This window comes from Phormidesmis priestleyi ULC007 (genome assembly GCF_003003695.1).
Classification (GTDB): Bacteria; Cyanobacteriota; Cyanobacteriia; order Leptolyngbyales; family Leptolyngbyaceae; genus Phormidesmis_A; species Phormidesmis_A priestleyi_A.
In genome coordinates this window covers 25995-52809 of sequence record NZ_PVWG01000023.1, presented here as the reverse complement: position 1 = coordinate 52809, position 26815 = coordinate 25995, and the positions used below count along the sequence as shown (strand labels likewise).

Genomic DNA, 26815 nt, shown 5'->3' with positions numbered 1-26815 from the left:
GAGTGGTCGATTCTACTAAGGGTCGATGGATTCTTTAATCAGGTATGTAAAGCTATAGAAAACAAATATTTACAGATGTCAAATTTTTGAAAGAAAAGAGAGTTGATAAACGATTCAAATCTACCTAAACAATCAAATATTTAGACAAATATTTAGACGTTGTGTGAAATGCTGTGATAGAAGACTCCCTCAAGATTCTTTTAGTTGACGATGATGCCGTAGCTCGAACGGCGCTGGGTCGATCGTTGCTGATTGCGGGTGTCAAAATTCGAGAGACGGTGGAGGTAGAAAACTGTGCATCGGCGATCGCCATCTTAGAGCAAGCCGTCTTTGATTGCGCCTTGATCAACTATCAGTTGCCAGATGGTGATGCGCTAAGTCTAGTGAGACAGATTCGTCATTGTGAATTTGCGATCGCGCTGATTGTGCTGACTGGGCAGGGCGACGAGCAGCTTGCCGTAGAACTCATGAAGGCAGGTGCAAATGATTATCTGTCTAACAAGCTGCTGCCAGAAAACTTATCTCGCAGCTTATGGAGCGCGGTGCGGGTGAATCGAGCCGAGCAAAGAACTGCCGCAGCAACCCAAAAACTCCGCGCGAGTGAAGAGCGATATCGACTGGTGTTAGAAGGCTCAAATGATGGCATTTGGGACTGGTCTATCTGTGACGACGAGGTGTTTTGTAACGATCGCATGTTAGAGATTGTGGGGCGATCGCGAGAAACCCTCGGAACGGCTCAAAGTGCTTTCTTTCAACTCATTCACCCAGACGATCAAAATCGGGTTTTACAAGCCATAAGGGCGCATTTACATCAGTCCGCCCCGTTTGATGTTGAGTTTAGGATGCAACACGGGTCTGGCAACTATATTGACTGCACCTCGCGAGGCAAAGCCCAATGTAATCAGGAAGGTCAGCTTTTTCGGATGTCGGGCATTGTGAGTGACATTACGCAACGCAAACAGGCACAAGAAAAGATCGTTCAACTAAATCGCGATCTAGAACATCGAGTTACAGAACTGCAAACGTTGTTGGATGTAATTCCAATCGGAATTGCCATCGCAGAAGATGCCGCTTGTCAATACATCAGAGTTAACGCTAGCATGAGCGCTCAGTTAGGAATCGCACTTGGAGAGAATGCCTCTAAAAGCCGTTCTGATGCCGAGCAACTTCCCTTCAAAATTTATCAAAACGGCAGAGAACTTGATGCAGCAGAGTTACCGATGCAGCGATCGGCGGAATTAGGCATTTCAATCTCCGGCGTTGAACTTGAGGTGATGCAGCAGAATGGCAGAAGCGTCACACTCTTGTCAGAGGTTGCCCCTCTATTTGATGAATCATTTAACTCACGGGGCTGTGTCGGTGCCTTTTTAGATATCACCGATCGTAAACGCGCCGAGGATTCTCAGCGCTTTCTAGCCAATGCCAGCACGTTACTGACCTCTTCTCTAGATGCTTCAACTATTTTAGAAAATCTCGCTCAACTCTCAGTGCCTTATCTAGCAGACTGGTGCATGATTCACACGCTGCAAGACGAGCAGACCCAGTTAGTTGCCCTGTTCCATTCAGATCCGCAGAAAGTCGCTGCCTTTGAAGATTATCGACAACGTTACCCGCTCGATCTCAATTCTTCTGACAGCATTGCAGTCGTGTTGAAAACTGGACAGTCACAGTTCTATCCCCAAGTCTCTGATCACCTGTTGGTCAACCAGACTCAAAATGCTGAACAATATGAACAATTAAAAGCCTTTAAATTTCGGTCTGCCATGATAGTGCCGCTACTGGCCAGAGAGCGAATTTTGGGGGTGATTACCTTTGCTTTAGTCGAGTCAAACCGACACTACACTTTAACAGATCTATCACTGGCAGAAGATCTTGCCCGTCGAGCCGCGCTTGCCGTTGACAATGCTCGTCTCTATCAAGCGACTCAAAGAGCCGAACAAAACCTCCGCAAAGCGATCGTCATTCTCGGCGAACAACAGCAACAGTTAAGAATATTGCAACGCCTAACCGACTTACTCAATCAGCGCTTGACCGATCTACCCGGATTGCTGCAAGCCATGATCGATGCGATTTGTGATGCGATTCCTAACGCTGAGTTTGGGTTGATTGTGCTTCAAAATCCCCAAACTCAACAGCTAGAGTTAACCGCAACAACTGGACTCGATTTGGACGAATTCCCGATCAATGAAGCGTTTTCGCCAGGAGAAGGACTGTTAGGACGCGTGTTTGTGACAGGGAAGACCCATTTAATTCAACCCAGTTCGCATCCGATCGCGCCCGATCATGACTCACTTCTGACCCCTCACGCTTCTCTTGATCACCTGCCTTCGTCTCTCTGTGCAGTGGCGATCGAGTCGGCTCAAGCAGGTCGTTTAGGCGTACTTGCGATCGGAAACTGGGAAGGCAACACCGCATTTGATGAAGATGACTCGCGAATGCTGGTCGCGTTTGGAGAGCAAGCAGCGATCGCGCTGAACAATGCTCAACTAATCAATGCTCTAGAAGAACGGGAAGAACGGCTAGAGATGCAAAATGCAATTCTGGCGCAGCAAAATCAGGCGTTAGAAAATCAGCGTCAGCAGATCCAATCACAAAACCTCAGACTTATCGAAGCGGCACAACTCAAGTCACAATTTTTAGCCACCATGTCTCACGAGTTGCGAACTCCGATGAACGCCATTATGGGGTTTTCTCAACTCTTGCTGCGGCAAAGTCAACTCCGCCCAGTCCACTTAGAAATGGTCGATCGCATTCTCAACAATGCCAAAAATTTGTTAGCTCTGATTAACGATATTCTTGACCTCTCAAAAATTGAAGCCGGACGGTTAGAACTAAAACTGGAACGATTTAATCTCTCTGATTTTTTGACCGCAACCACTTCAGAGTTACGATCGCTGGCAGATCAAAAGCAGTTGCTCTTAAGCGTGAACTCTCATCTTAAAGACCCTTGGGTAGTTAACGATAGTGCGCGTTTGCGCCAAGTATTGGTCAACTTGTTGTCAAACGCAATCAAGTTCACAGATGTTGGGACGATCGAGGTCGAAGTCTGGGGGTTGGCAAACGGTCGGCTGGTGATTTCAGTTCGTGATACTGGAATCGGCATCGCGCCTGATGACCTGGTTCGCATTTTTGAGGAGTTTCGTCAGCTTGACCAATCGAGCACTCGCCGTCACGGGGGCACTGGGCTAGGGCTGGCAATCACCAAATGGCTGGTGCAAATGATGGGCGGCACGATTGGCGTTGAAAGCCAGTTAGCAGCAGGGTCAACGTTTCGAGTAGAGTTGCCGAGGTGGGTAGAGAGACGGATGGATTAGAGCGATCCTAGCTATCGTGTATTCCTTTCCAGTTTGAGCGGTTAACTTTAACGTCAGTTCGATGAGGTTGTTCGCTTCGTTGTAGAGTGCTTGTGCCCCCTAAATCCCCCATGCTGGGGGACTTCAGACCCAGATTTTCAGTTCAAAGTCCCTCACTTGTGGGGGATTTAGGGGGCGTTCCAGAGGGTGTTTCTTAGAAGTTAACCTAACAAGGAGCGAGAATTTTGATCAATTCGGATGTGATTGGGCTGAGACTGAACCCGATCGCACCACTCTTGAATATTAGGAAACTTGCTCAAGTCATATCCGCCTTCATGGGCAACATGAGTATAGGAGTAAAGGGCAATGTCAGCGATCGTGTAGCGTTCTCCGACAAAAAACGAGTGTGTGGTTAAATGTTGTTCCATCACGCCTAGTCCAGCGTTGCCCAAGCGTTGGTGATAAGCAATCAGAGGCGCAAACTGCTCGGCTTGTTTAACAACTGTGATCCAAAACCGAGGACGAGATAAATTTGCGCCTAAACTAAACTGCTCAAAAAATAGCCATTTTAGAATTTGATTTCGCTCTAAGCGATCGCGGGAAAAGAAATCAGTTTCTTCAGCAAGATAGATCAAAATCGAATTCGATTCGGTCAGAAATACATCGGGTTCTATTTCGAGAACTGGCACCTTCCCATTCGGATTTTTTTGCAAAAACTCTGGTAGATAAGTTTCTTGATTGAGCAGATTGACCGAGACAAGTTCAAATGGAATTTGAAGCTGCGTTAAAAACAATCGCAACTTATAACAGTTACCTGAAGGAGGAAAGCTATAAAGTCGATACATAAAATTTGGTTCGCCTGAAACTATGAGTGTTTGGATTTTTTCTTCGCTTTTTTGGATTTTCCGTCTAGTGCGCCTTCAATTTTGGCATTGAATCCATACACTTCGCGGGTGCCAGCCAGCGGAACTAGCGTAATCTCTCGATCGTCTCCCGGTTCAAACCTGACTGCCGTTCCAGCCGGAATGTCTAACCGCATTCCTCGCGCTCGTTCTCGATCGAACTCCAATGCCGAATTCACCTCATAAAAGTGAAAGTGAGAGCCAATTTGAATCGGGCGATCGCCTTGATTAGCCACGTTGAGTTTAACGGTTTCGCGTCCTGCATTCAGTTCGATCTCGCCGTCATCAATAAACATTTCTCCAGGAATCATAAATCACCTCAACGAATGGGATTGTGAACCGTGACCAGCTTTGTTCCATCGGGAAACGTGGCTTCAACTTGCACATCGTGAATCATTTCAGAAATGCCATCCATCACATCATTTTGAGTTAGCAATGTGGTGCCATAACTCATCAGATCTGAAACCGTTCGACCCTCTCGTGCGCCTTCTAAAATTGCCGCAGAAATGTAAGCGATCGCTTCTGGATAGTTGAGCTTTAAGCCCCGATCTTTTCGTCGTTCTGCCAACAGCGCCGCCGTAAAAATCAACAGTTTGTCTTTTTCTTGGGGAGTTAATTGCATTTCTATTTTTGGGTATCGTTACTAACAATAGTCTCAAGTTCAGCTAACAAAACTGAATCGTCAATGAACATACTGTACCAAAGCTAGGTCAAGAACTTTTTGGCGAAAACGATGGCTCAAATCTTCAGGGGTTCTCAAATCGACTTTGCGGACTAAGATTTCTGTTAACGCTATTTCCATGCCCGCTAATCGAATTAATCCAGGAACATGATTCGGTTCAAACTCGACTAGAACATCTATATCACTATCAGGGTTGAAATCTTCTCGTAAGATAGAACCAAATAGAGATAACTTCAGAATGTGATATTGATCGCAAAAACTAGCAACTTTATCTGAAGGAATTTCAATCGGAAGTTTGCGGTTCATCATGTCCTCCGTTATTGTTGCCAAACTCTTGGAACGCAGATAGCACGATCGCAATACAACTCTCGCACCAGTCGCCAAACTTCAATAAACCACTGTCGCGCCTCCATTGTAGAATGACCTCGATAGCGACACAGTAGCCCAGACATCAAGCGAGTCACGCCGATTTCTCCGTTACCCGCCCAGACAGAACGCGCTTTTTCGATGATTTCTGGATCGATCGATCGCCCAATCCAGGCGAAACTGCCCACCACAGGACAGGTTGCCAACCCGTGAAGACTGGTGACTAACGCCTCGCTGCCCGGAAGCCACTGACGATCGACCCAAATCGGGCGATCGTGCTGCCAAACTTCAGTGTGCGATCGCCACTCGCCTTCGATAAACCGTTCGCCCCTAGCACTGCGACCAAATCGGGTAATTTCCCAACCAAGCCAAGTGGCATCAGGCGCGAGATTCACCCGCATTTCCTGCCGATAGACCGCTTGGTTGAAGACGATCGTTTCCTGCGGAAACCACTCCAAGCAGGCTCCGCTGGCTACGTCTACCTGAACGACTTGCCTGGCTTCTCTACCGTTGGTTTTGTAAATCTTGCTGGCGGCGGCCGTAGTGATCAGCGCGTGAGCTTTAGATTTGAGGCGAAAATCGAGGGACAGCCGATCGCCCCCCACGATTCCGCCTGCCGTGTGCATAATCACGCTATGACAAACCTCAGATCCCTCTGGATAAAAGGGGCGTTGTATCTTTAGAGGTGCTTTTGTCTGACTGTGAATGAGTTGAGTCGAACCTTGACGGTTTGCAAACTCCAGGCATAAGCTGCCATGCCAATCGGTAGGGGTTGTCTCAGTCAGAGCGGGGAGAGGTTGATTCACAGAACAAAGTGAGCTAACGGTCAACTGCAATTAGTTTGGTTTGACATACTCCCCAAGGAGAAGAGGAACCGCGACTCATGCTCCCTCTCCTTGGGGAGAGGGTTGGGGTGAGGGCAAATCCGGGTCTTATTTAATTCACGATCGCTAAGGTGCCAAGACCCCGTTTAAGAAAATATCGGCTAACCCTTCTGCCATTTCCTTCATTTCACCAGGGGAGCTATTGGGTTGCATGATAGTGTCTTGACTGAAGCCTGCGATCGCAAACATGCCCAAAAACACTCGCGCCACCAGTTTAGGATTCATCTGACGATAAACGCCTCGATCCATCGCAGTTTGAAAAAAAGCTTCTGCCACATCAGTCATTTTGTTAATCACTTCTGACTGAATATGTTCACGCAAATCGGGATGAAACTGCGCTTCCATAAAGCAAACTTTGAGCATGTCTGCGTTTTGGTGCAGGTGCAGCATCCGTCGCCGCATCACTTGCGCCACTGCCTGATAGCTGCCCATCTCGCTCAACTCGGTCAAGAGGTCAGTGAGAATCTCGATCCATCCCTGGGTGGCAATCTCGACCAAAATTGCTTTCTTATTGGCAAAATGACGAAACAGCGTGCCTTCGGCGACTCCAGCGTGTTCGGCTAAATCGCGGGTCGTGGTGCCATCATAACCATTACGGGCAAAGAGCTTTAGCGCAGATTTAAGAATGCGAGTTCGGGTTTCGGTTTCGGCTTGGGGGGGGCGATTGGTAATTGCCATAGATTCTTAATCAGGCGCATATTGCGGGGCAAGCTTCTTTCAGAATTGCACAAAAAAGCCGATCGGTCTATTTTGGAAGGTAACAAAAAACTGGGATATCTTTTGCGACGAAGCTCTTAGCAGTCTTTTTCTACAAAATAAGACGACTGAGAATAGTCAACCAAAGGCATCGGGTTCGTCTGGAGTCAGATACTATAGTAAAGACTCTATGCTGTGTCTCTAAAGCCGTGATCGGCTTGTAGTTCATGGTTTCGTTCAAAGTCTTCTTTACATTTATGACTGTCGACAAACGATGAATCATCGCCGCATTGAGGAGATCTTGCAGAATAACCGATCGTGGGCGGCTCAACAGCAGCAAATTGATCCCAACTACTTCAAGACTCTATCGGTCGGACAAACCCCGCGCTATCTCTATATTGGGTGTTCAGATAGCCGTTTACCCCTGACCCAGTTTATGCAAACCGAACCGGGTGAAGTTTTTGTCCACCGCAATATTGCCAATCAGGTTTGCCTAACCGATATTAATCTTTTGTCAATCTTGGAGTATGCGATCGACTACCTGCATGTTGAGCACATTCTGGTCTGTGGTCATTATTATTGCGGCGGGATTCAGGCTGCTTTTGAAGGAGTCACGGCAGTGCTTGTCGATAGCTGGGTCAACCCGATTCGAGAACTGTATCTGCAAAATCGAGAGGAAATTGACGAACTGTCTAGCCGCGAAAGCAAACTAAATCGCCTCGCTGAGTTGAATGTCAAAGCTCAAGTCAAGAATCTCTACCAAACCTCAATTATGCGGAATGCCTTGCGGGAAGATCGTGCGCCTCAAGTTCATGGTTGGGTGCTCGAATTGCAAACAGGTCTGATCAAAGATCTAGATATTTCAACCGAAGGCTGGCACCTCTACCCCAGTTGCCCCACGCCTTAGCCTTGGTGGCTACCAGAATTTTCAGAAGCTGAAGATCGCGCTCATTTCAGGTTCTTGATGAAGAGAAGTCTGCTATCGTTTACAACGATGCTAACTAAAGAATCCATTTTTACGGCCCTGTTGGTCTTTGTGCCAATCTCGATCGCTGCCCACTTTTTAGGGTGGGGAGAACTTGCTGTCTTCATCACTTCAGGTTTGGCGATCGTGCCCCTCGCTGGCTGGATGGGAACGGCGACTGAAGAACTTTCTGTCGTTTTGGGGGCGACGATCGGCGGTCTCTTGAATGCAACGTTTGGCAATGCTACTGAACTGATTATCGCCCTGATTGCACTTAAAGCCGGGTTAGTTGATGTCGTTCAAGCCACCATTACTGGCTCGATCATCGGCAATTTGTTGCTCGTGCTAGGTTTTTCGATGCTGCTTGGGGGGCTTCGCTACCCAGAACAAGTGTTTCATCAAACGGCGGCACGGGTTAATGCTTCTTCGCTGAATCTTGCGGTGATCGCCATTTTGCTCCCGACTGCGGCAAACCTGCTCGCAGGTGGCATTCCTGAACCTACGATGCAGCGTCTTTCTAGCGCAGTCGCGATCGTATTAATTTTAGTGTATGGGCTGATGCTGCTGTTTTCGATGCGGACGCATACTCATCTATATAACCTGGAGTTAGCTGCGATCGAGTCTTGCGAGAGCACAGAGGCGACACCCACATCGGCTTCTCACGATCAGCGCCATCTGTGGTTTTGGGTCGGGGTGCTGCTGGGAATTACAGTGCTGGTTGCGATCGAATCGGAACTGCTCGTGGGTGCCTTGGAAGCAGCTACCGCCCAGTTAGGTTTGACCCCTCTGTTTACCGGAGTGATTTTGCTGCCAATCATTGGTAACGCGGCAGAACACGCCACTGCCGTAACCGTCGCCATGAAAAACAAGATGGAGCTTTCAATGGCAGTTGCGGTTGGGTCGAGTTTACAAATTGCGCTGTTTGTGGCTCCGGTTTTAGTGTTAGCAGGTTTCGTTTTGGGTCAACCGATGGATTTGAGCTTCAACCCGTTTGAGTTGGTCGCGGTTGGTGTTGCTGTGTTACTCAGTAACTCAACGATCTCAGACGGAAAATCAAACTGGCTTGAAGGAGCCTTGCTCTTGGCAACCTATCTTGTTTTGGCAATTACTTTTTACTTCTATCCAGCTTAAGTTCCAATTCATTTCAATTCATTTCAATTCAAGCAGCGTTTCAATTCAAGCAGCAGCCCGAAAGCCGCCGCTACGTGGATTCTAAATAAGCCAAAGATTGCATGGCTTGTTTCAATTCAAGCAGCAGCCCGAAAGCCGCCGCTACCTGGGAGAATCGAGATTGTAACCCCCGCCGACCAATCACTGTTTCAATTCAAGCAGCAGCCCGAAAGCCGCCGCTACCCAATCAACCTCAATTCTCGATCTTTGTGTTGGAAGTTTCAATTCAAGCAGCAGCCCGAAAGCCGCCGCTACTCCCGATGCCTTACCCACTCTTCGACCGCTCCTTATATTGGTTTCAATTCAAGCAGCAGCCCGAAAGCCGCCGCTACTCACGCCGCTCGACTGCAAGCCGCCCACGATTTCGTTTCAATTCAAGCAGCAGCCCGAAAGCCGCCGCTACGCCATCGCCCAAGTTGCCCGCGTTCAAGATGTTAGTGTTTCAATTCAAGCAGCAGCCCGAAAGCCGCCGCTACTTGATTGCAGCCAGCCGCCGATTCACGGTCGCCTCTGCCAGTTTCAATTCAAGCAGCAGCCCGAAAGCCGCCGCTACGAGTTGGGCAATCGCAAAGGGAGCATAGAGAAAGTTTCAATTCAAGCAGCAGCCCGAAAGCCGCCGCTACTCGCTGGATTCCTCCTCTAACCGTGCATCTGCACGTTTCAATTCAAGCAGCAGCCCGAAAGCCGCCGCTACCAAGAGTCACCTCTTCTACCTCTAGAGTTAAGCTGTTTCAATTCAAGCAGCAGCCCGAAAGCCGCCGCTACGCATTAAAAGCAGTCTTCGCTTTGGCATTTCACTTGTTTCAATTCAAGCAGCAGCCCGAAAGCCGCCGCTACGCTACAAGAAAGTTCCGAAAATACTCTCACTCTTCCGTTTCAATTCAAGCAGCAGCCCGAAAGCCGCCGCTACCTGAAAGGAAACAGGATCTTTTAGTCAAACAAGAGGTTTCAATTCAAGCAGCAGCCCGAAAGCCGCCGCTACCTCAGAGACTTTCGCAGCGATCGAGTCTTGAGAAAGTTTCAATTCAAGCAGCAGCCCGAAAGCCGCCGCTACCGCTCGATCGACTCGTAAACGCCCTTGAGGTCGTGTTTCAATTCAAGCAGCAGCCCGAAAGCCGCCGCTACACGCTGAACAAGCCACCGCTTGTCTGTAAATTCCTAAGTTTCAATTCAAGCAGCAGCCCGAAAGCCGCCGCTACGAGTGCTGCAAACCTGAGTGGTGCAAAAGGTTTGCCGGTTTCAATTCAAGCAGCAGCCCGAAAGCCGCCGCTACGATGGTGGCAAAGACGGCAAAGACAAAGATGCTTTGTTTCAATTCAAGCAGCAGCCCGAAAGCCGCCGCTACTCCGTCTGCGCGGCTTTGAGGCTGAAATGGTCTCGTTTCAATTCAAGCAGCAGCCCGAAAGCCGCCGCTACTTGACTTCGGCAACATTCTGCAAATTTTTAGACAGTTTCAATTCAAGCAGCAGCCCGAAAGCCGCCGCTACGGTCTACAATCAGTTGCGTAAGTTTGTGTTGCGCGTTTCAATTCAAGCAGCAGCCCGAAAGCCGCCGCTACAGGGAATGCGGCGCGCGATCGGTTGCAAAAAGAACTGTTTCAATTCAAGCAGCAGCCCGAAAGCCGCCGCTACTTCCAAATTAACTGTACTTATGAAGGATTTGTATGTTTCAATTCAAGCAGCAGCCCGAAAGCCGCCGCTACGTTTATAAGCCTCGATGTATTTAGCCAGTGAGTCAAGTTTCAATTCAAGCAGCAGCCCGAAAGCCGCCGCTACGTGCTGGGGGGTGAAAGTGTTTCGCTCTGCGTTGCTGTTTCAATTCAAGCAGCAGCCCGAAAGCCGCCGCTACGGCGGGGATGAATGAGGTACACATTCCGCAAGTGGGGTTTCAATTCAAGCAGCAGCCCGAAAGCCGCCGCTACCGGGCGCACCTTCAAAAACGTTCGTCAAGAGTTGGGGCTGTTTCAATTCAAGCAGCAGCCCGAAAGCCGCCGCTACGAGATAACAACAGCTTTACGATCGCGCCTACTCTTGTTTCAATTCAAGCAGCAGCCCGAAAGCCGCCGCTACGCACACCGAAGCCACCGATCGCCTGATCGAGCTTCATGTTTCAATTCAAGCAGCAGCCCGAAAGCCGCCGCTACCCGCACAGATTCTCGATCGCTCTCTTCCCTCCATTCGTTTCAATTCAAGCAGCAGCCCGAAAGCCGCCGCTACGTCGGATTAACCGACGTGAATCCATCCTGTCCCTGTTTCAATTCAAGCAGCAGCCCGAAAGCCGCCGCTACGTTAAAACCGCTTGCTGTTTGTTCCTCCCAGGTCTGAAGTTTCAATTCAAGCAGCAGCCCGAAAGCCGCCGCTACGTCTATGCGGTGGGGTAGTTTATCTTGTCTAGTTTCGCGAGTTTCAATTCAAGCAGCAGCCCGAAAGCCGCCGCTACTTCTTGCCAGGGTCAATCCCGATGACAATATCCTGGTTTCAATTCAAGCAGCAGCCCGAAAGCCGCCGCTACCTGCGTCCTCGTCTACCACGTCGGATTAACCGTTTCAATTCAAGCAGCAGCCCGAAAGCCGCCGCTACGCTTTGAAGTGCGAACCCCTATCGATGATATTAGAGTTTCAATTCAAGCAGCAGCCCGAAAGCCGCCGCTACCTAATCGTGGGGCGAGTGTTGCGCTGAATGCGAGGAGTTTCAATTCAAGCAGCAGCCCGAAAGCCGCCGCTACCACTTAAAGCCAGAGCGATCGCCGAAACATTTCCAGTTTCAATTCAAGCAGCAGCCCGAAAGCCGCCGCTACGACTTGATTCTCTGTTCCCTGGCTTTGTTGGTTCAGTTTCAATTCAAGCAGCAGCCCGAAAGCCGCCGCTACCTTAAAATTCCCCTCTCGAATTTCCGTGAAGCTTTGCTTGTTTCAATTCAAGCAGCAGCCCGAAAGCCGCCGCTACCTTCAGGAGGATGTGCTTCCCAGTCAGTATGTGGTGTTTCAATTCAAGCAGCAGCCCGAAAGCCGCCGCTACTTCCGGGGAAAGATCGACGCACCGAAACAGGTTGTTTCAATTCAAGCAGCAGCCCGAAAGCCGCCGCTACCTGACTTCTGCTTCTCATTGAGAGCAGGTAATCCGTTTCAATTCAAGCAGCAGCCCGAAAGCCGCCGCTACGGGATCGACACAGAAATAAACCCACGAGGGAAGACAGGTTTCAATTCAAGCAGCAGCCCGAAAGCCGCCGCTACAGTGGGAGCTAGAAATCCCGTCCTACTAATAGTTTCAGAGGTCGATCGTGCGAACCCCGAAACAAGTTGTCATCCTCAAACAAGATTACATAATTAAACTCCATTACTTTCCAGTTAATTAATCGGAGCGCGGAACACCTATCGTCAAAATAGGCTCAAACCATTGCCTAGTAACGCATTCAGCTAACTAAATTAAAACCTCATCACAAACACCTACCCATCCGCGCTCTCGTCGATAAATTCGTCCCAATATTTTAAGATCAACCGCCTTACTCTGCTCCCCCGCCCTTTTAACTTCTTTGCGATCGCAGCTTTATCGATCGGCAATGTGCATGAAAAAGTAACTGGAACCGTAACCTTTTTCCCCACAAATTGAGTACGCTTCGACCCCTCACTACGACCAGTTCCGATGCCCTTAGCCTCGCGTTTAGCCATCGCCACCTGTTAAATAGTTGGATGGCACACCTCAAAGCGCCATATCAGCACCCCAATCATAACCACCGCACCACACATAGAAACCCTCTACATCTTTGATGTTGGCAATATTTTTATCAAATCGTGACTTAGAAACCCCGATCGTGAAACCTTGCAAAGCTCTAAAATCACGACTTGTTAGAGCGCTATCAAATTTAATCTCATGATGGGGCACCCGAACCAACACGCTGATCTGCTCATCTATCAGCTTAAAAGCTTTTGCAACACTCTCAATCTCAACTCGATCGAGCTTTGAAATGATTTCCAATTCATCAGTGTCAGAATCCGAATAAAGCCTTTTTGAATAAGCCTTGATACAGTTTGGCGATTGTAAGTCGTCGCCCACATCTAAACGTTGCTTGGTGATCCGAATGCGCTGCTGATATTCAGGCATAGTTGGATAATCAATCTCTGAATAAAAGATTCGCAACACGCCTTCCGGGTTCTTACCTTCTCGATTAACGCGACCTGCTGCCTGAATAATTGAATCAAGCCCCGCCATCATGCGGTATCCGATCGGAAAATCGAGATCTACTCCAGCTTCTACTAGCTGAGTCGCACATAGGACGATCGGATCATCATCTTCAAGCTTTTGCCGGACATCAGCAATAATTTCGCGTCTGTGAATCGGGGGGCAAAGAGCAGTGAGTAAGACAGATCCTTTATGCGCTCGATAGGCATCACGGGCAGCCGCGATCGTGTTGCACACAATCAACGCTTGATGATGATGATGAGCGGCAATTTCGAGCCAACTCACTTTTCCCATTACCTCATACCGCACCCGTTTGAACTCCTTGAAGTAGTAATCGGGGTTAGCAATCACTGGGGTAATGTTGGCGCAAAATGGTGAATAATCGGGCTGTGATGCACTCGATAAAATAACCACACAACCCCAGTGCGCTGCCAAAATCTTTAATGACTCCATCACTGGTTTCAGAACATTAGTCGGAATCGTATGAGTTTCATCGAGAAAGATCACCGAGTTAACAATACTGGGCAGCTTCCGGCAACGTCGAGCAGAGTTCTCAAACAAACTTTCAAGAAACTGAACAGCCGTAGTCGCTACGATCGGGTGTAACCATCGCTCTCCCGCTATTTTGTGTTCATAGGCTTCAGACTTGGGATCGAAATTAGAGTGATGTTCTAAGACATTTTCACGTCCTAATACCTTCGCTAAAACTGAAGCATTTTGTTCCAAAATAGAGATGAACGGAGCGACGTAAATCACCCGATCTTTATGCAGCCGACTCGCAATATCAAGGGCAAGTTGAGCGCCTGAAAGCGTTTTTCCGCAGCCGCAAGGTGCAGTTAAGTCAAAAATGCCCCCACCATTATGCAGTGATACTTTCTGTGCAAATTGACGACACTCATCATAGAAACGCTTTCGAGCTAAGTTCACGGGTGAAGTCCCAGAGAATTCAGCAACGTGAGTCGCTAAGTTGTCCTGTAGAGTTGCGATTTTTGCAAACTGCGTAGCGGGTAAAGTGCCCTCAAGTTGAGCCACATCTGTACGATCGCCATCGATCAACGCTCCGAACAAAATGCGAACCAGCATCGAGAGTTGAGGGCCACTTTCGCCATAAGCGGTCTCCAATTGCTCTCTAGTGATATCCAGTGCTGAAGGGAGAAACTCAGAGGGAGTTTGAGCGATCGCCGCCTCGATCTGACTGTCATAGGCTTTTAGAACCCCGTCGAGTTGATCAAGGTCATACAACCCACGATGATGTCCTGCAACACACAGCGCAACTATGTTCCCCAACACCCCTAGCTGCTTAGTTGCCCAAGATGCACCTGCCTGAGCATGACTCGGATGGTTAGTCGGAGAGGCTCCAACGGCGATCGCATTAATCCACGCCTGCCATTGAGGATTGTATTTGCCAATGTCATGCAATAACCCAGCAACTTGTCCAAGCTCAGATAGAGTGATGGGAAGCCTCGCGATCGTCTTCTCGCTCACGCCGTGCAAGTGAGAAGACAACAGTTGTCCTGGACGCGCGATGGGTTGAGTCATACTAAAACATCTCGCAGCCGAGTCATCGTCACCCCTTTGGGAGTTTCAGCGATCGTGATGGTATAGTCCTCGATCGAACGAGGAGACTCAACATCCGTCTTGATACTCAATGCAGCTTGTAAATCTTCTGTACGAGCACTGCCAAACTTGCTTTCGTGGGTATATACAAGGACATCTCGCAAAATCATTCGTCCTCGCATCGTGGAAGGCGTGAGTTCAAGGTGAAGCGCCAGCGCTTTCCAAAACTTCTCCAAATCTTCAGCACTGATAGGGTTCCCCTGGGCTTTAGCGAGAGCAGCACTGTAAGTACCCATTGTGGTGTAAAGCCCATAGGGTACGCGGAACTGAGCGCCCATATTTTGATTGAGTCCATCTTTTTCGGTTGCCCCAGCGCAACGAGTGATACCATCCCGGCGAATCTCGATCGGAGTCACAGATCGGGCGGTGTCAATCTGAATCGCACCGGTCACTTGTCCGCCATTCCCAATCTTTGTAATTTGAGTAAGCACCGCACCAAACAATCGGACATCGATAAAACGCTCGAAAATTAGTTGACGCGCTGACTTAGCAACTGCACTTTTATCTTTACCATTTGCTTTCTCAGCATCAGCAATTGCAGCAAGTTGAGGCGCGTCAAGTGCGGTGCCACTGGCAATATAAAGCGACTCGTTAAACATGCCCCGCATATCGATCGGGTCTTGCCGAGGTTCACCGCCGTTGTCTGGATCGCCGTTGGGATTACCATCCGTCACATCAAAAACCATCACAAAGTCGTGACGAACATCGGGATTAGAAATAGCTGAGAGAGATTGAGTTTCCATTGTTGATGTTTAACAGATAGGGTTGTCGATCGGATTACAGAAGCGTTTCGATTACCAAGAGAATTCAACTTTTGGATTGTGCGATCGCGACTCGAACTGCGTGAGATTCGGCTTGATAGCCAGCCAGAAATAGCTGTTTTTCTGTAACAGTGAAGGTTTTGGGCAGGGTAAACAGCGCATCGTCTTCCAGCTTATAGAGTTCAGAAATCCGCTGAATTTGAAAGTCGTAATTTTTGGCAACCTTTGAGTAGCTAGGAATGAGCGCCATTGCTCGTGTGAGTGCGATCGCGGGCATCGACAAAAAGGTGTTGTATAACCTGTCGATATTCGTTTTTCCCTCATACCACCCGTCGGTTCGATTGTGAGATAGACGCTCAAGCGTGTTGTAGAGTTGTCCGGCACGATAGGCGCGTGTTTCTGATAGTGAGAGCGTACTGAGATTCATCGTTTTTGTGTAGATCAATAAGTTGAGTAGCGCAAAATGCACTCGCTTTGGAGGTGACAGCATCACCCTTTGCAGTAGCCGAGCGCTGAAAGAAGTTGGTAGAGATGTGCCATCGATCGCATGGCATACCAGAGCATCCACATCCGCACTCAGAGCATCTTTCGCCCCTTTTGGCTGCAAACACTTTGCCAACATCCACACTCCGTAAGCTTTCCCCCCTTGAGCGAGTTGGCACTCGATAAACTGCGTCGTGTTGCTCATTACACTGCCAACTGTGCGCTCGGTGATTGCATCGAGAAAGGGTCGCCCTTTACTAGGTCTAGCCCTAATCAGGTAGAACGCAGTCGTGTTCATCTGCTGAGGGGATAGCTTAGTTCTAAAAATATTCGCCAAGTAAGCTTTCACGTCAGCAGGTTGAGCAGGAGCATCTTCAGCACCCAACAATTTGGACAACATGACCGATCGGGCTGGAACCCCCTCGCACCAGTAGAGATAGTTAGACTCATCACAGCGAAAGCAGTTGTCTGGTGAGGCTAGAAGTGCCGACAGCATTGTGTTTGCAGCACTGTAAGCTTTGACAGAAAGATTTGCATAAGAGATATCGCTCTTACCATCCAGCTTGCCACTATAGCTGCGCGTAGACTTGTGTTGGGCGGATGTGATCGGAAGCGCTTTGCTACCCGAAAACTTAATGCCTCGAAAGTTTGCGGTCAAGATTTCGTCTGCATCCGTGATGGCACATCGTCCGGGTTTAGTGCTTGGAGATGCTCCATAAATTCCCCAAAACTCCTGGATATTGGGGTAGTCGTGAACATAGGTGGGATTAGATTCGTACAAAAAGACTGCGCGTAATTTGGCTGGAATTGAAGATGAGCCAGATTTCTCTGTACAGAGCCATCTAGCCATCTCAGGCTGATCAGTAATAAAAGCGTCTGAGCCAGCTTCGGAAAACTTAAGAATGGCAGCGATCGCAGGTTCAGCAGTTTGATCAAATGCCGCCTGATGTAGCTCGACAAAAGCTTTCTGACATTTTTCACCATTAGTTCCTAGCCCAAATAGATATTCGGCATTTTCAGACGCAATTAAGCTATTGCCAAGGAAGTTGCGTTTGGAATAGTCTGGCACTGCTAACTTGCTCGATTTCTTGTCTAGAATCTCGACAGAAAGAGCTTTTCCATCCGCGCTCAATGTAATGACATAATATATCCTTAATGTGTTGTAACCTTCTGGCTTCAACGTCAAACCATGATTCGATTTTGATAAGTTATACAGTTCTCTCAGCATTGTTAAAATGTCTCATATTCATAGGCTGGAACAGTAATCACACTGTCTTTAGCGATCGCTCTAAATTGATTGAAGTGGGGATTAATTCCGACTAATTGACCCTTCTGCGTAGGTGACACAGCCGTATATTGAGACTTAAGGTTAAGCTGCGGTTGGAAGTACCAGGGCATATACCCAAAGTCTTTGTTAATCAGCACTTCTGGTTCCCGTCCATCGTCCCATTGAACCGTTGCGAAGTGTTCACAAGTCCCCATCACAGGCTGCTTGAAAAACTTTCCTCGATCGAGCCGCTCTCTAAAGACTCCTAGATGTTTATTAGGGTTGCCATCCAGTGCGACGATCTCCGCACTGATTCGATAACATACGTCTCGCAGTTCTGTGCATCGACGCTGCATTCTCACGTTTTTGATGTCTCGAATATCAACACTTTTATCACTAGAACTCTGAATATGGTTATAAGTAATTGGAACAATCTTAATCGGAGACAGAATGGTGATTGCTCGAATTCGCCACCAAAACTCAGGCTTCCAGTAGATTGCACTGAGAATACCCACTGCTGCGGTGGGCGTGATCACTGGATAGGTTTGGGGGTCAGCTTTCAACTCAGGTCGGGTAAATCGGGCACCCTTGCCGATGATTAGAATTTCTCGCATATCTCAGATTAAAGGGGCTTTCTCAAACTGCCATGAAGCTTGTGATGTCAAGGTGCCCAAATCTTTAAGTAAATCGACAAATTACTAAGCACAGGCAAAGCTTTCTACTTTTTAATGTTGAGTGTCGAGCAATCGTTGAATGCGCTGTTTTAAGATAGCTGACCCTGCCCGATCGCCCCTTTGTTCTTTTAACAATGCCAAATGAGTCATCGCTTCATAAGCCTTGGGATTAAGATAAATAGCTTTTTGAAACGCCTGTTCTGCTTGCTCAGACTGATTAAGTCCCTGATGGATTTCACCTAACAGCAAATAAGCTTGATCATCGGTTGAATGAATTGTTAAATAAGATTTGCATACCGCGATCGCTGCTTTAAGCTGTCCCCGATCGGCAAGTTGTTGAGCCGTTTCAAGTTTAGGAATCGGTTCAGAATAAACAGGTTTAGGAACGGGAGCCGGGATCGCTGAGGGAACGATCGTGGACAGTGGGCGATCATTTTGACGATTTTCTTTGCGATAGCCAAACGCAAACGGATGACGGATTGGCGTAAAGTGTTTGGCAGTGATTTGCGCCGTTTCTGACGCTCCCAAAAATAATAAACCTGATGGCGCTAAAGCTTGATCTAGCTGCTCAATCACTTGATTGCGAGACGCACGATCGAGATAAATCAAAAGATTGCGGCAGAAAATTGCGTGATAGGTTTCTCCAGATAAAAAAACAGGATTGAGCAAATTTCCCTGCATGAAGTTGACGGTGTTGCGGACAAACGGGCGAATTTCGTGTCCGCTCTCGACGGGTTCAAAATAGCGCAATTGATCCGCCACGCCACCGCCTCGAAAGGACGGTTTTCCATAAATCCCTCGCTTTGCTTTCAGCAGTGCTCGTTGACTAATATCAACTGCATCAACCTTGAACTGAGCAGGAGTCAACCCAGATTTTAATAGCGTCATGGCGATCGAGTAAGGCTCTTCTCCAGTCGAGCAGGGCGCACTGAGAACCCGAAACACGCCAGCAGGATGTGCGGATCGCCACTCAATCACAAACTGGCATAGATAGACAAACGGTTCACGATCGCGAAAAAACCAGGTTTCTGGCACCACCACCGCTTCGATCAGGTTCTCCAACTCTTGAGGCGATGATTGTAGGTGCGAGAGATAAGCGGCGCGATCGAGCAACCCACAGCTTAATCTGCGTCGATCGACCATACGAGCGATCGTGTTAGACCCAATGCTGTTAGCATCTAAGCCAATTTTCTGCCTTAGCAGCGTCTCAATTGCGTCCTGTACCATTCACCCGATCGCTTCCTCCGATAAACAACGGTGCAGATTGGTCACCTGACACTAAATGCTGCCAGTGAATCTGTTGAATCATGCCTTTCTCATCCATGAATAGGTCTCCTAGATAAGGCACGTCACCCACCTGAGACGCTTTTTTTGAATCGAGGTCAGGTCTACTGAGCGTTTCAGTCACCCGTTCTGCCATTAGCCCTAATGGATGATCTTTGCCATCATTTGCAGGGTAGTGAACCATAATGACGCGAGTGCTAAATCGCGGGCGACAATCGGTGCCGTGAAGCAAGCGACACAAATCGATAATCGGAACTAAACCGCCTCGATAATTAAAGATACCTGCAACATAATTGGGAACGTGATCAACTTTTCGTGGCACAACCATCGGAATAATTTCTATCACATGAGCGCTATCGAGAGCATAAAGATTATCGCCAGCATAAAACAACAGCATCAGCATAAAGTCATACCAAATTGATTTGTGCATGCAACAAAATCCGCATGAGAATATGCCATGCCCCGTCCATTACCATGCCCCATCGGATTGAACGATCGGTCACAATTGCCTCCAAAATTGGTATTAGGCGATCGCTATCTTGCACTGTTTTATCTGTAATCCGTCTTACAATATCACCCTGGAATCCTGCCCTAGTGTAGGTTGTTTGACATCCCCCCAGGGCTAGAAAGATGAGGACGTATTCGATCGCTCAATATCCCTTTTGTTAAATTCCGAAAATAGATTGAATTCTTCTACGAATTTGATCAAAGGAGGTTCCTTCTTTTGTAGTGGTATCGATCGTAATGCCTAAACTTTTTAACACTTCTTGGCGATCAGATAATTCTTCTGCAATCTTGTCTGCTAACCCTTGGTTATTTTTTAACAGGTTTTGCAAATTACCGTGATCAACAACAAACAAAATGGTTTCTTCTAATGTTCGCAAAGTAGCAGTGCGCGGCGTACCCATGAGCAGCGACATTTCACCAATAAACTCGCCTGCCCTGCGAACAGCAACTTGTTTGTCGATCGATTCGATAAACACCTCCACCGAACCTGACAGAATAATATAAAATGAATCACCTGGATCGCCCTCTCGACAGATCGTTTCGCCGATCGGCAGTTTTTTACGATAGCCCTTCTCAATCACCTGCCGTAGCTCGATCTCACCGCACTGTTGAAAATAGCTAACTTTTCGCAACAGATCGCGCAACATCCAGCCCCCGATCGGCATTTCAGCCATCTCTGAGTCACCCGCTTTTACCGCAAACTCGTTTGTTGGAGAGGATCTCAGCAGGGCTGCCAGCGAGGGCAGATTCTCGATCGTCAGCTTAGTGGCTATGTTCTGATCAATGGCGCGATCGCGAAATTCTGCCTCGATCAAAAATCGGAGGGCACTCTTAATCGCATCCATCTCGATCGGGTCACGAATCCACACCATCAGGTCAAAGGTGAGCGCGTCCTCTGCAATTCCCTTAAAGTAAACCTCTGGCGATGGAGACGGCAAAACTCTTGGCTCCTGACGAGCCGCCGTTAGCAGCGCTTCTAACACGGTTAGCGAGTCGCTCTCTTCGGCAACCCGCACCGGAATCTCAATCCGACATTTAGGATCGCGATAGCTCCAATTCACCACATTGTTGTCGAGAAAGCGGCTGTTAGGCACAATCACAAATACACCGTTAACTGTGCGAATTGTGGTCGATCGAATGGCAATTGTTTCGACCGTTCCTGCAAGTTTATCGACTTCAATATAATCGCCTACTTTAATCGGTTGCTCAAATAGCAGCGTTAGACCACTGATAAAATTGCTGGACAAGTTCTGCAACCCAATGCCAACCCCAATGCCGATCGCGCCCGCAAACACCGCTAGAGAACTGAAATTAATACCAGCCGTCTCTAGCACGATGAGAAAGCCAATTGCTGTAATGATGTAGCTAGTGATCGTTGAAAGTGATTCTCGTGTACCAATTTCTAGTTTAAAGCCGGGCAAAATTCGTTCCTTTAGTAGTCGCTTAACTATATTTGCCAGCACTAAAACAATGATTACTTGAGTGATTAATCCCGCGACCAACCCCAGAGAAAATTTCTCTCCTGCAAACGTGAACAAGCTGCTATTAAAAGCATTTAACAAGTCTTGAAAAAACTGCTTAATTTGAATGTCTGCCCAGTAAAAGGCTGATTGCAGTTCCATCTTCAAATACTCCTAGCGATCGCTTTTGTAGTATGTAATCTATCACTTATGGATCTCAAAATTCTATCCTCAGATGGATGCCAGCCCTATTTAGAAATTTTGATTCTAAAACACTTGTAGTATTAATAAGTTCTGCAAAAACGCTATCACGTCCTAATAATCTCACATTTATAAAAAGTGACTACTAAACCGCATTCTAGACCCGCCGCCCATCCTCTAGTCTTAAACCTCACCACAGGCGGCACGATGGGGCTTTTGACCGTGATCACAGTCGTCTCATTTGCCTCAGTGATCTTCTCTGGAGACTTCTCAAATGCGCTGCCGTTTGGCGCTGGGTTGATGCTGTTTAGTGCAACCATGGTGAGTCTGATTGTGACGACATTTAGCGCTTATCCTGCCATTGTGGGAACGGTTTCAGAGCCGAGCATTCCAGTGTTAAGTCTGGTTGCTCGACAAATTCTCGATCAGATGCCCAACGCCTCACCCGAAGATAAATTATTAACGCTCACGGCGACGATCGTGCTGTATGCCGTTGCAGGTGGCATTATCTTTACCTTGCTGGGTCGGTTCAAACTCGGTGGCTTTGTCCGATTTATTCCTTATCCGATCGTCGGCGGCTTTCTTGCAGGTACAGGAGTGCTGCTGATTGAAGGAGCGATGCACTCGATCGGAGGGCTTGATTTTCATCACTTAACTCTTTCAGCGTTCTTTCAACCCGACGTGCTGCTTCAGTGGGTGCCTGCTCTGATCTTTGCAGTGGCAATGTTTGCAATTCCTCAACTGATCGATCACTTTTTAGTTATCCCCGGCATTATCGCGATCGCGTTCATTCTGTTTTACGTTGCTTTGGCGATGACGGGCACCTCGATCGAGCAAGCTACCGATCGCAGTTTGCTTTTAGGAACGCTTCCCCCTGGCAGCCTTTACCGCTTTACAACGATTCCGGCGCTGACTCAGGCAAATTGGGGCGTTGTTTTGAAGCAGTTGCCGAGTCTAGCCGCACTCTGGCTCATAGAGTCAATGGCGCTGTTGCTCAACGCCAATGGCATCGAGCTGGCTGCCTCTCGCGATCTTGACCTTAATCATGAGCTAAAAGTGGCGGGGGCTGCCTCGATCGCCTCTGGTTTGGGGGGCGGCATTGGTGGATTTGCCAGTTCGGGAGAAAACACGCTGGCTCGTCATTTAGGCGGCACCCGGCGCATCGTGGGCTGGACGATTACCGGAATCTGTTTAGCCATGCTGTTAGGAGGTGCGTCACTGCTTTCGCTCGTTCCTAAATTTGTTTTGGTGGGCATTCCGCTGCTGCTCGGATTGGAATTCTTCTATGAATGGCTCTATCAAGCTTGGTTCAAACTCTCGCGATCGGACTATGCGATTATTGTGCTGATTGTGGTGGTGACGGGCACCCTTGGCTACCTGCAAGGCATCGGCATCGGACTGATCGCCGCGATCGTGCTATTTGTGGTCAACTACAGTCAGTTATCCGTCACAAAACGAGTGGGTTCAGGTGCATTCCAGCACAGCAATGTGATGCGAATCTCTGAAGAACTAGACGTTTTAGATGCTGAAGGCGAACAGATTTATCTTCTAGAACTGCAAGGGCTGATCTTTTTTGGCACCGCCAACAAACTGTTGACCCAGATTCGCGATCGCATCGATCACCCGACCGCGATCGCCGTTCGATTTGTGATTTTAGACTTTCGGCTGGTGAGTGGATTGGATGCCTCCGCCGTGCTCAGTTTTGCCAAACTTAAGCAAGTCGCCACCTCAAAACAGGTACATTTGCTGTTTACCGATCTGTCTCATGAAGCCATGCAGCGACTTAAGCAAGGCGACTGTCTCGAAGCCGATGACCCGTTTTCTCACGTTTTTGCAGATTTAGATCGCGGGCTTGAGTGGTGTGAGCAGCAGGTTCTCGCCGCCAGCAACCTGAGTGAGCTAGAAGCCCGATCGCTCTCTGAACACCTCAAAGCAGATTTTTCAGATCCGATTCAGGTCGATCGCTTGATGAGTCGGCTTGAAGATCGGCTCTTTGCAGAAGGAGACTATCTATTTCACCAGGGCGACCCGTTTGATGGCTTATATTTTGTTGGGTCAGGTCAAGTAAGCGTGGTGCTCGACTTGGGCGAGGGGCAAACCAAACGGATTCGCACCTACACAGTGGGCAACACGATCGGAGAAATGGGTCTCTATCGCAAGACGCTGCGGATGGCCTCTGTCGTGGCTGATAAACCCAGCACAGTCTACTTTCTATCGACTGAGGCGTTTGAGCAGATTGAAGCCTCTGATCCGCTTTTAGCTTCAAATGTTCATCGGTTTGTGGTCAATCTGTTAGCCGAACGCCTCCAACACCGTGAGCAAGAATTAAAAAATCTGTTGCAGTCGTCCTGACCATAAAATCTAAGGTTGATGAAGATTTGACACTCTCTACCCGTTGAACAAGCGCGTTCAAAAAATGCTGAGTAGAGACTACTCCTCAGTATTTTCACTGTTAAACCAAGATAAAAAGAAAATAGCAATAGGAGACTTTTTGCCTTTTCTAAGTCTTTACAAATCCATGCCACAAAAAGCTGCGACTATCTCTGCAACTCAACCTCCCTATAAGGAAAGGGCAAAAGCTAAAATTATTTGTTGGTGAAGATTATATGAAGTAGCTAATTTTAGCTGTAATTTCTTCGATACTTAGAATTACGCACTTGCGAGAACAATCAGGTTTACGAAAGCAAGCCTACGTTCTCGACTCGTGAATTCACTGTTTCAGTGATCCAGTCCCCTGTCGATCGGTTGTTTTGAAGATCAGAAACTAGGTGTTCGCTTTTAGGGAAGATACCAACGGGCTGCAATACTATCTCCTATTAGGAAAAATCAAATCCTATTAGGAAAAATCAAAGATGTCTAGTAGTGAGCTTTCGCACCAGTGAAGTTGGGCTGTGGCTCATGGATGGGACTCAAATTGCAAACGCTACAATCCCTCTCAGCCCCCAAGACTTAGACTGGCAGATCGCCATTAACCCTTTTAATTAACCACGAACCGAACTATTCTCAAGGCTGATGATAAACGTTCTACCGATCTCTATTCCTGATGTCTTGATCCTTCCTCGTGTCTTCCAAGACGATCGCGGCTGCTTTTTTGAAAGCTACAACGAAAAAACGCTCTCTGAGAAAGCGGGAATCACGGCTCATTTCGTTCAAGACAATCACTCTCGCTCTACGCGGAATGTTTTGCGTGGACTGAAAGATCAAGCAGGTCAACCCTTCAAAGCAGCCGAACTCTTTGTATGAGACGCATCTTACTCACGGGCAACGATGGACAAGTGGGACAGGAACTTCAGAAAACACTTGGATCGTTAGGGGTGGTGATTGGGGTGGGGCGGAACACTATGGACTTAGCCCAGCCTGCTACCATTCAGCAAATCATTCATCAAGTCAAGCCTGATTTGATTGTGAATGCGGCTGCTTACACGGCCGTCGATCGCGCCGAAACCGACTCTGCCGCCGCAGCAGCCATTAATGCGATCGCCCCCGCAGTCATGGCGAAATCTGCTCAACAACTGGGTGCGGATGGGTGCGACCTCTACCTGATACTAAAGTGACTCAAGCCTCCTGCTGATAAGGTTTTTGAACGATTTCACAGTAGTCTTTTTGATTATTCATTGATCAATTTTACAGGCACTCAAAACCCTTATGGAGCAAAAGGTAATCGGTTTTTTCCAATGTATCGGATGGAGGTCGCACCCGTGCGGATCTGATTCATATTTCGACGGACTATGTGTTTGATGGCCAGAAAAACACGCCCTACACCGAGCAAGATTCTACTAACCCAATTAGTGTTTATGGACACTCTAAATTAGGCGGAGAGCAAGCTCTTCAGCAAGCGTGGCTGCATCGCCCTGCCAATCAAACAAACAGTTACATCATTTTGAGAACTGCCTGGGTTTATGGTGCTTATGGGAAAAGTAATTTTGTGAAAACCATGCTGAAGCTAGGATCTGAACGCGAACAAATTCGCGTCGTCTCTGACCAAATCGGCACCCCGACTTGGAGCAACCATCTCGCGCACGCGATCGCGCAACTGATTCCTAAACTCAACCCGGAGACTTCGGGAACTTACCACTTCACCAATAGTGGAGCGGCAAGTTGGTACGATTTTGCGATCGCGACTTTTGAGGAAGCTGAACAACTAGGGTTTCCCTTAAAAGTTCAGTCTGTGATTCCCATTACAACGGCTGAATATCCCACCCCAGCCCAGCGTCCTGCTTATTCGATTCTCGGTTGTGCAAAAATCTCTACCCTGCTAGAAACCCATCCGCCTCACTGGAGAACAGCGCTCAGACAGATGCTGATTGAGCTTCGAGCCAACAATGCCACTCTTTTACAAACAAAACGATGAAAGCACTCATTCTCTCAGGCGGCAAGGGCACACGCTTGCGACCGCTGACTTACACAGGCGCAAAGCAGCTCGTTCCGGTAGCCAATAAACCCATTCTCTGGTACGGCATTGAAGGCATTGTTGCCGCTGGGATCACGGAGATCGGCATTGTCATTAGCCCTGAAACGGGCGAAGAAGTGCAAGCCAAGACCGGAAATGGCGATCGCTTCGGGGCCAATATTACCTACATTCTGCAAGAACAGCCTGCGGGTTTGGCGCATGCCGTTAAGGTGGCTCAACCCTTTTTAGGAGATGCCCCGTTCATTATGTACTTGGGCGATAACCTGATCCAGGGAGGGTTAGCGGAGTTTTTGGATCGCTTTAAAGCTCAAACGCTGGATGCCCTGATTCCCTTGAGAGCCGTTGCCAACCCTAGCGCGTTTGGGGTCGCCCAGCTAGCTAGACGAGCAGGGGCGAGTCCTTCAGCTAGTCGAGAAGCCAAAGGTTCCTTCCTCAAACTTAGCGCTGGTCGGAATTTACTTCTTTTCGAGCGCGATTCACCACGCGATCACTGAGATTCAGCCTTCCCTGCGCGGTGAACTCGAAATTACCGATGCGATTCAATTTTTGATTGATCAGCAAAAGCGAGTCGAAGCTTCTGAGCTAGAAGGCTGGTGGTTAGACACGGGGAAAAAAGATGATCTGCTGGCAGCCAATCAAATCATTCTCGATAGCTGCCTCACCTCTGCTGTGGTGGGAAGGGTCGATGCTCAAAGCCAGATTATTGGCAGAGTTGAGATTGGGGCAGGATCACAAATCGTCAACTGTACCATTCGCGGCCCTGTGGCGATCGGCAACGATTGCTACATCGAAAATTGCTTTATTGGCCCTTATAGCAGTGTTGCCGATCAAGTCACCCTGATTGATGTTGATCTCGAACACAGTGTGATTCTGCAAGGGGCAAAAATCAACGGGGTGCATCACCGCATTGTCGATAGCGTAATTGGGCAACGCGCTCATCTCACGGTTGCGCCGCAACGACCCAAAGCCTTGCGCTTTCTGATTGGGGATGACTGTCAAATTGAATTAGTGTGATC

Annotated in this window: 21 protein-coding genes, 1 pseudogene and 1 CRISPR repeat array; of the genes and pseudogenes, 9 read left to right on the top strand and 13 right to left on the bottom strand. The window is 48.2% G+C overall.

Annotated elements, in window-relative coordinates:
• Positions 1 to 173 precede the first annotated feature (173 nt).
• Positions 174 to 3314 (top strand): ATP-binding protein, encoded by a 3141-nt coding sequence (locus tag C7B65_RS17515; RefSeq protein WP_223257433.1) that lies wholly within the window; start codon positions 174 to 176, stop codon positions 3312 to 3314.
• Between the two features lie 200 nt (positions 3315 to 3514).
• Here the strand turns inward: C7B65_RS17515 and C7B65_RS17510 are convergent, their stop codons facing one another.
• The 6 genes from C7B65_RS17510 to C7B65_RS17485 all read right to left on the bottom strand — a co-directional run bounded on the left by C7B65_RS17510 (position 3515) and on the right by C7B65_RS17485 (position 6805).
• Positions 3515 to 4138 carry a glutathione S-transferase family protein gene (locus C7B65_RS17510; RefSeq protein ID WP_073073864.1) on the bottom strand — a complete coding sequence of 208 codons (624 nt, stop codon included), beginning with the start codon at positions 4136 to 4138 and terminating at the stop codon, positions 3515 to 3517.
• A 20-nt stretch (positions 4139 to 4158) separates the two neighbouring features.
• Entirely contained in the window at positions 4159 to 4506 is a 348-nt protein-coding gene (locus C7B65_RS17505; RefSeq protein WP_073073863.1) for an urease subunit beta, read from the bottom strand.
• Between the two features lie 8 nt (positions 4507 to 4514).
• Entirely contained in the window at positions 4515 to 4817 is a 303-nt protein-coding gene (ureA, locus tag C7B65_RS17500; RefSeq protein WP_073073861.1) for an urease subunit gamma, read from the bottom strand.
• A 60-nt stretch (positions 4818 to 4877) separates the two neighbouring features.
• Positions 4878 to 5186 carry a nucleotidyltransferase family protein gene (locus C7B65_RS17495; RefSeq protein WP_073073859.1) on the bottom strand — a complete coding sequence of 103 codons (309 nt, stop codon included), beginning with the start codon at positions 5184 to 5186 and terminating at the stop codon, positions 4878 to 4880.
• An 8-nt stretch (positions 5187 to 5194) separates the two neighbouring features.
• On the bottom strand, positions 5195 to 6049 hold the full coding sequence (locus C7B65_RS17490) for an urease accessory protein UreD (protein WP_223257432.1): 855 nt from the start codon (positions 6047 to 6049) through the stop codon (positions 5195 to 5197).
• Between the two features lie 144 nt (positions 6050 to 6193).
• Positions 6194 to 6805 carry a TetR/AcrR family transcriptional regulator gene (locus C7B65_RS17485; RefSeq protein WP_073073858.1) on the bottom strand — a complete coding sequence of 204 codons (612 nt, stop codon included), beginning with the start codon at positions 6803 to 6805 and terminating at the stop codon, positions 6194 to 6196.
• Positions 6806 to 7097: 292 nt separating this feature from the next.
• Here C7B65_RS17485 and C7B65_RS17480 point away from each other — a divergent pair, with 292 nt between their 5' ends.
• Together C7B65_RS17480 and cax are read left to right on the top strand one after the other, a co-directional pair.
• Positions 7098 to 7730, top strand: coding sequence for a carbonic anhydrase (locus tag C7B65_RS17480; RefSeq protein WP_073073856.1), 633 nt, complete (start codon positions 7098 to 7100; stop codon positions 7728 to 7730).
• Positions 7731 to 7817: 87 nt separating this feature from the next.
• Positions 7818 to 8918 (top strand): calcium/proton exchanger, encoded by a 1101-nt coding sequence (gene cax / locus C7B65_RS17475; RefSeq protein ID WP_244913227.1) that lies wholly within the window; start codon positions 7818 to 7820, stop codon positions 8916 to 8918.
• Between the two features lie 37 nt (positions 8919 to 8955).
• Positions 8956 to 12188: direct repeats of the CRISPR family, unit length 37 nt; unit sequence GTTTCAATTCAAGCAGCAGCCCGAAAGCCGCCGCTAC.
• A gap of 466 nt (positions 12189 to 12654) precedes the next feature.
• Here the strand turns inward: cax and C7B65_RS17465 are convergent.
• From C7B65_RS17465 to C7B65_RS17435, 7 genes are all read right to left on the bottom strand, one after another.
• The gene (locus tag C7B65_RS17465; RefSeq protein ID WP_073073851.1) at positions 12655 to 14673 is read right to left on the bottom strand and encodes a CRISPR-associated helicase/endonuclease Cas3; all 2019 of its coding nucleotides are present in this window, start codon (positions 14671 to 14673) and stop codon (positions 12655 to 12657) included.
• Entirely contained in the window at positions 14670 to 15494 is an 825-nt protein-coding gene (locus tag C7B65_RS17460; protein ID WP_073073849.1) for a type I CRISPR-associated protein Cas7, read from the bottom strand. The genes C7B65_RS17465 and C7B65_RS17460 overlap by 4 nt, the downstream gene beginning before the upstream one ends.
• Positions 15495 to 15558: 64 nt before the next feature.
• Positions 15559 to 17223 (bottom strand): type I-C CRISPR-associated protein Cas8c/Csd1, encoded by a 1665-nt coding sequence (locus C7B65_RS17455; RefSeq protein WP_073073848.1) that lies wholly within the window; start codon positions 17221 to 17223, stop codon positions 15559 to 15561.
• A gap of 2 nt (positions 17224 to 17225) precedes the next feature.
• Entirely contained in the window at positions 17226 to 17876 is a 651-nt protein-coding gene (gene cas5 / locus C7B65_RS17450; RefSeq protein ID WP_073073846.1) for a CRISPR-associated protein Cas5, read from the bottom strand.
• Positions 17877 to 17987: 111 nt separating this feature from the next.
• A complete protein-coding gene (locus C7B65_RS17445; RefSeq protein ID WP_073073844.1) occupies positions 17988 to 19163 on the bottom strand; it encodes a CheR family methyltransferase in 1176 nt (391 codons plus the stop codon).
• The gene (locus tag C7B65_RS17440) at positions 19144 to 19650 is read right to left on the bottom strand and encodes a chemotaxis protein CheW (RefSeq protein WP_219898629.1); all 507 of its coding nucleotides are present in this window, start codon (positions 19648 to 19650) and stop codon (positions 19144 to 19146) included. The genes C7B65_RS17445 and C7B65_RS17440 overlap by 20 nt, the downstream gene beginning before the upstream one ends.
• A 235-nt stretch (positions 19651 to 19885) precedes the next feature.
• The gene (locus C7B65_RS17435) at positions 19886 to 21349 is read right to left on the bottom strand and encodes a mechanosensitive ion channel domain-containing protein (RefSeq protein ID WP_073073841.1); all 1464 of its coding nucleotides are present in this window, start codon (positions 21347 to 21349) and stop codon (positions 19886 to 19888) included.
• A 177-nt stretch (positions 21350 to 21526) separates the two neighbouring features.
• Between C7B65_RS17435 and C7B65_RS17430 the strand changes: the two genes are divergently transcribed.
• The 6 genes and pseudogenes from C7B65_RS17430 to C7B65_RS29315 form a co-directional block, all read left to right on the top strand.
• Positions 21527 to 23740 (top strand): SulP family inorganic anion transporter, encoded by a 2214-nt coding sequence (locus C7B65_RS17430; protein WP_143162073.1) that lies wholly within the window; start codon positions 21527 to 21529, stop codon positions 23738 to 23740.
• Between the two features lie 660 nt (positions 23741 to 24400).
• Positions 24401 to 24631, top strand: a complete 231-nt coding sequence (locus tag C7B65_RS17425) for a dTDP-4-dehydrorhamnose 3,5-epimerase family protein (protein ID WP_106254080.1) — start codon at positions 24401 to 24403, stop codon at positions 24629 to 24631.
• Positions 24628 to 24942: a sugar nucleotide-binding protein gene (locus tag C7B65_RS17420; protein WP_073073837.1), complete on the top strand. Its 315-nt coding sequence runs from the start codon at positions 24628 to 24630 to the stop codon at positions 24940 to 24942. The genes C7B65_RS17425 and C7B65_RS17420 overlap by 4 nt, the downstream gene beginning before the upstream one ends.
• 152 nt (positions 24943 to 25094) lie before the next feature.
• Positions 25095 to 25739: a dTDP-4-dehydrorhamnose reductase gene (gene rfbD, locus C7B65_RS17415; protein WP_083583066.1), complete on the top strand. Its 645-nt coding sequence runs from the start codon at positions 25095 to 25097 to the stop codon at positions 25737 to 25739.
• On the top strand, positions 25736 to 26293 hold the full coding sequence (locus C7B65_RS29320; protein ID WP_262983551.1) for a sugar phosphate nucleotidyltransferase: 558 nt from the start codon (positions 25736 to 25738) through the stop codon (positions 26291 to 26293). Before rfbD ends, C7B65_RS29320 begins: the two co-directional genes overlap by 4 nt.
• Positions 26241 to 26813 (top strand): annotated as a pseudogene (locus tag C7B65_RS29315) (sugar phosphate nucleotidyltransferase); the annotation flags it as partial. The gene C7B65_RS29320 and the pseudogene C7B65_RS29315, both read left to right, overlap by 53 nt.
• Between the last annotated feature and the right edge of the window lie 2 nt (positions 26814 to 26815).

Bases quoted from the DNA above. Each gene is read 5' to 3' on its own strand.
- C7B65_RS29320 (WP_262983551.1), top strand. From the start codon at position 25,736: ATGAAAGCACTCATTCTCTCAGGCGGCAAGGGCACACGCTTGCGACCG.
- C7B65_RS17440 (WP_219898629.1), bottom strand. From the start codon at position 19,650: ATGCACAAATCAATTTGGTATGACTTTATGCTGATGCTGTTGTTTTAT.
- ureA (WP_073073861.1), bottom strand. From the start codon at position 4,817: ATGCAATTAACTCCCCAAGAAAAAGACAAACTGTTGATTTTTACGGCG.
- C7B65_RS17510 (WP_073073864.1), bottom strand. From the start codon at position 4,138: ATGTATCGACTTTATAGCTTTCCTCCTTCAGGTAACTGTTATAAGTTG.
- cax (WP_244913227.1), top strand. From the start codon at position 7,818: ATGCTAACTAAAGAATCCATTTTTACGGCCCTGTTGGTCTTTGTGCCA.
- cas5 (WP_073073846.1), bottom strand. From the start codon at position 17,876: ATGCGAGAAATTCTAATCATCGGCAAGGGTGCCCGATTTACCCGACCT.
- C7B65_RS17420 (WP_073073837.1), top strand. From the start codon at position 24,628: ATGAGACGCATCTTACTCACGGGCAACGATGGACAAGTGGGACAGGAA.
- C7B65_RS17460 (WP_073073849.1), bottom strand. From the start codon at position 15,494: ATGGAAACTCAATCTCTCTCAGCTATTTCTAATCCCGATGTTCGTCAC.
- C7B65_RS17485 (WP_073073858.1), bottom strand. From the start codon at position 6,805: ATGGCAATTACCAATCGCCCCCCCCAAGCCGAAACCGAAACCCGAACT.
- C7B65_RS17435 (WP_073073841.1), bottom strand. From the start codon at position 21,349: ATGGAACTGCAATCAGCCTTTTACTGGGCAGACATTCAAATTAAGCAG.
- C7B65_RS17465 (WP_073073851.1), bottom strand. From the start codon at position 14,673: ATGACTCAACCCATCGCGCGTCCAGGACAACTGTTGTCTTCTCACTTG.
- C7B65_RS17505 (WP_073073863.1), bottom strand. From the start codon at position 4,506: ATGATTCCTGGAGAAATGTTTATTGATGACGGCGAGATCGAACTGAAT.
- C7B65_RS17455 (WP_073073848.1), bottom strand. From the start codon at position 17,223: ATGCTGAGAGAACTGTATAACTTATCAAAATCGAATCATGGTTTGACG.
- C7B65_RS17425 (WP_106254080.1), top strand. From the start codon at position 24,401: ATGATAAACGTTCTACCGATCTCTATTCCTGATGTCTTGATCCTTCCT.
- C7B65_RS17495 (WP_073073859.1), bottom strand. From the start codon at position 5,186: ATGATGAACCGCAAACTTCCGATTGAAATTCCTTCAGATAAAGTTGCT.
- C7B65_RS17445 (WP_073073844.1), bottom strand. From the start codon at position 19,163: ATGGTACAGGACGCAATTGAGACGCTGCTAAGGCAGAAAATTGGCTTA.
- C7B65_RS17480 (WP_073073856.1), top strand. From the start codon at position 7,098: ATGAATCATCGCCGCATTGAGGAGATCTTGCAGAATAACCGATCGTGG.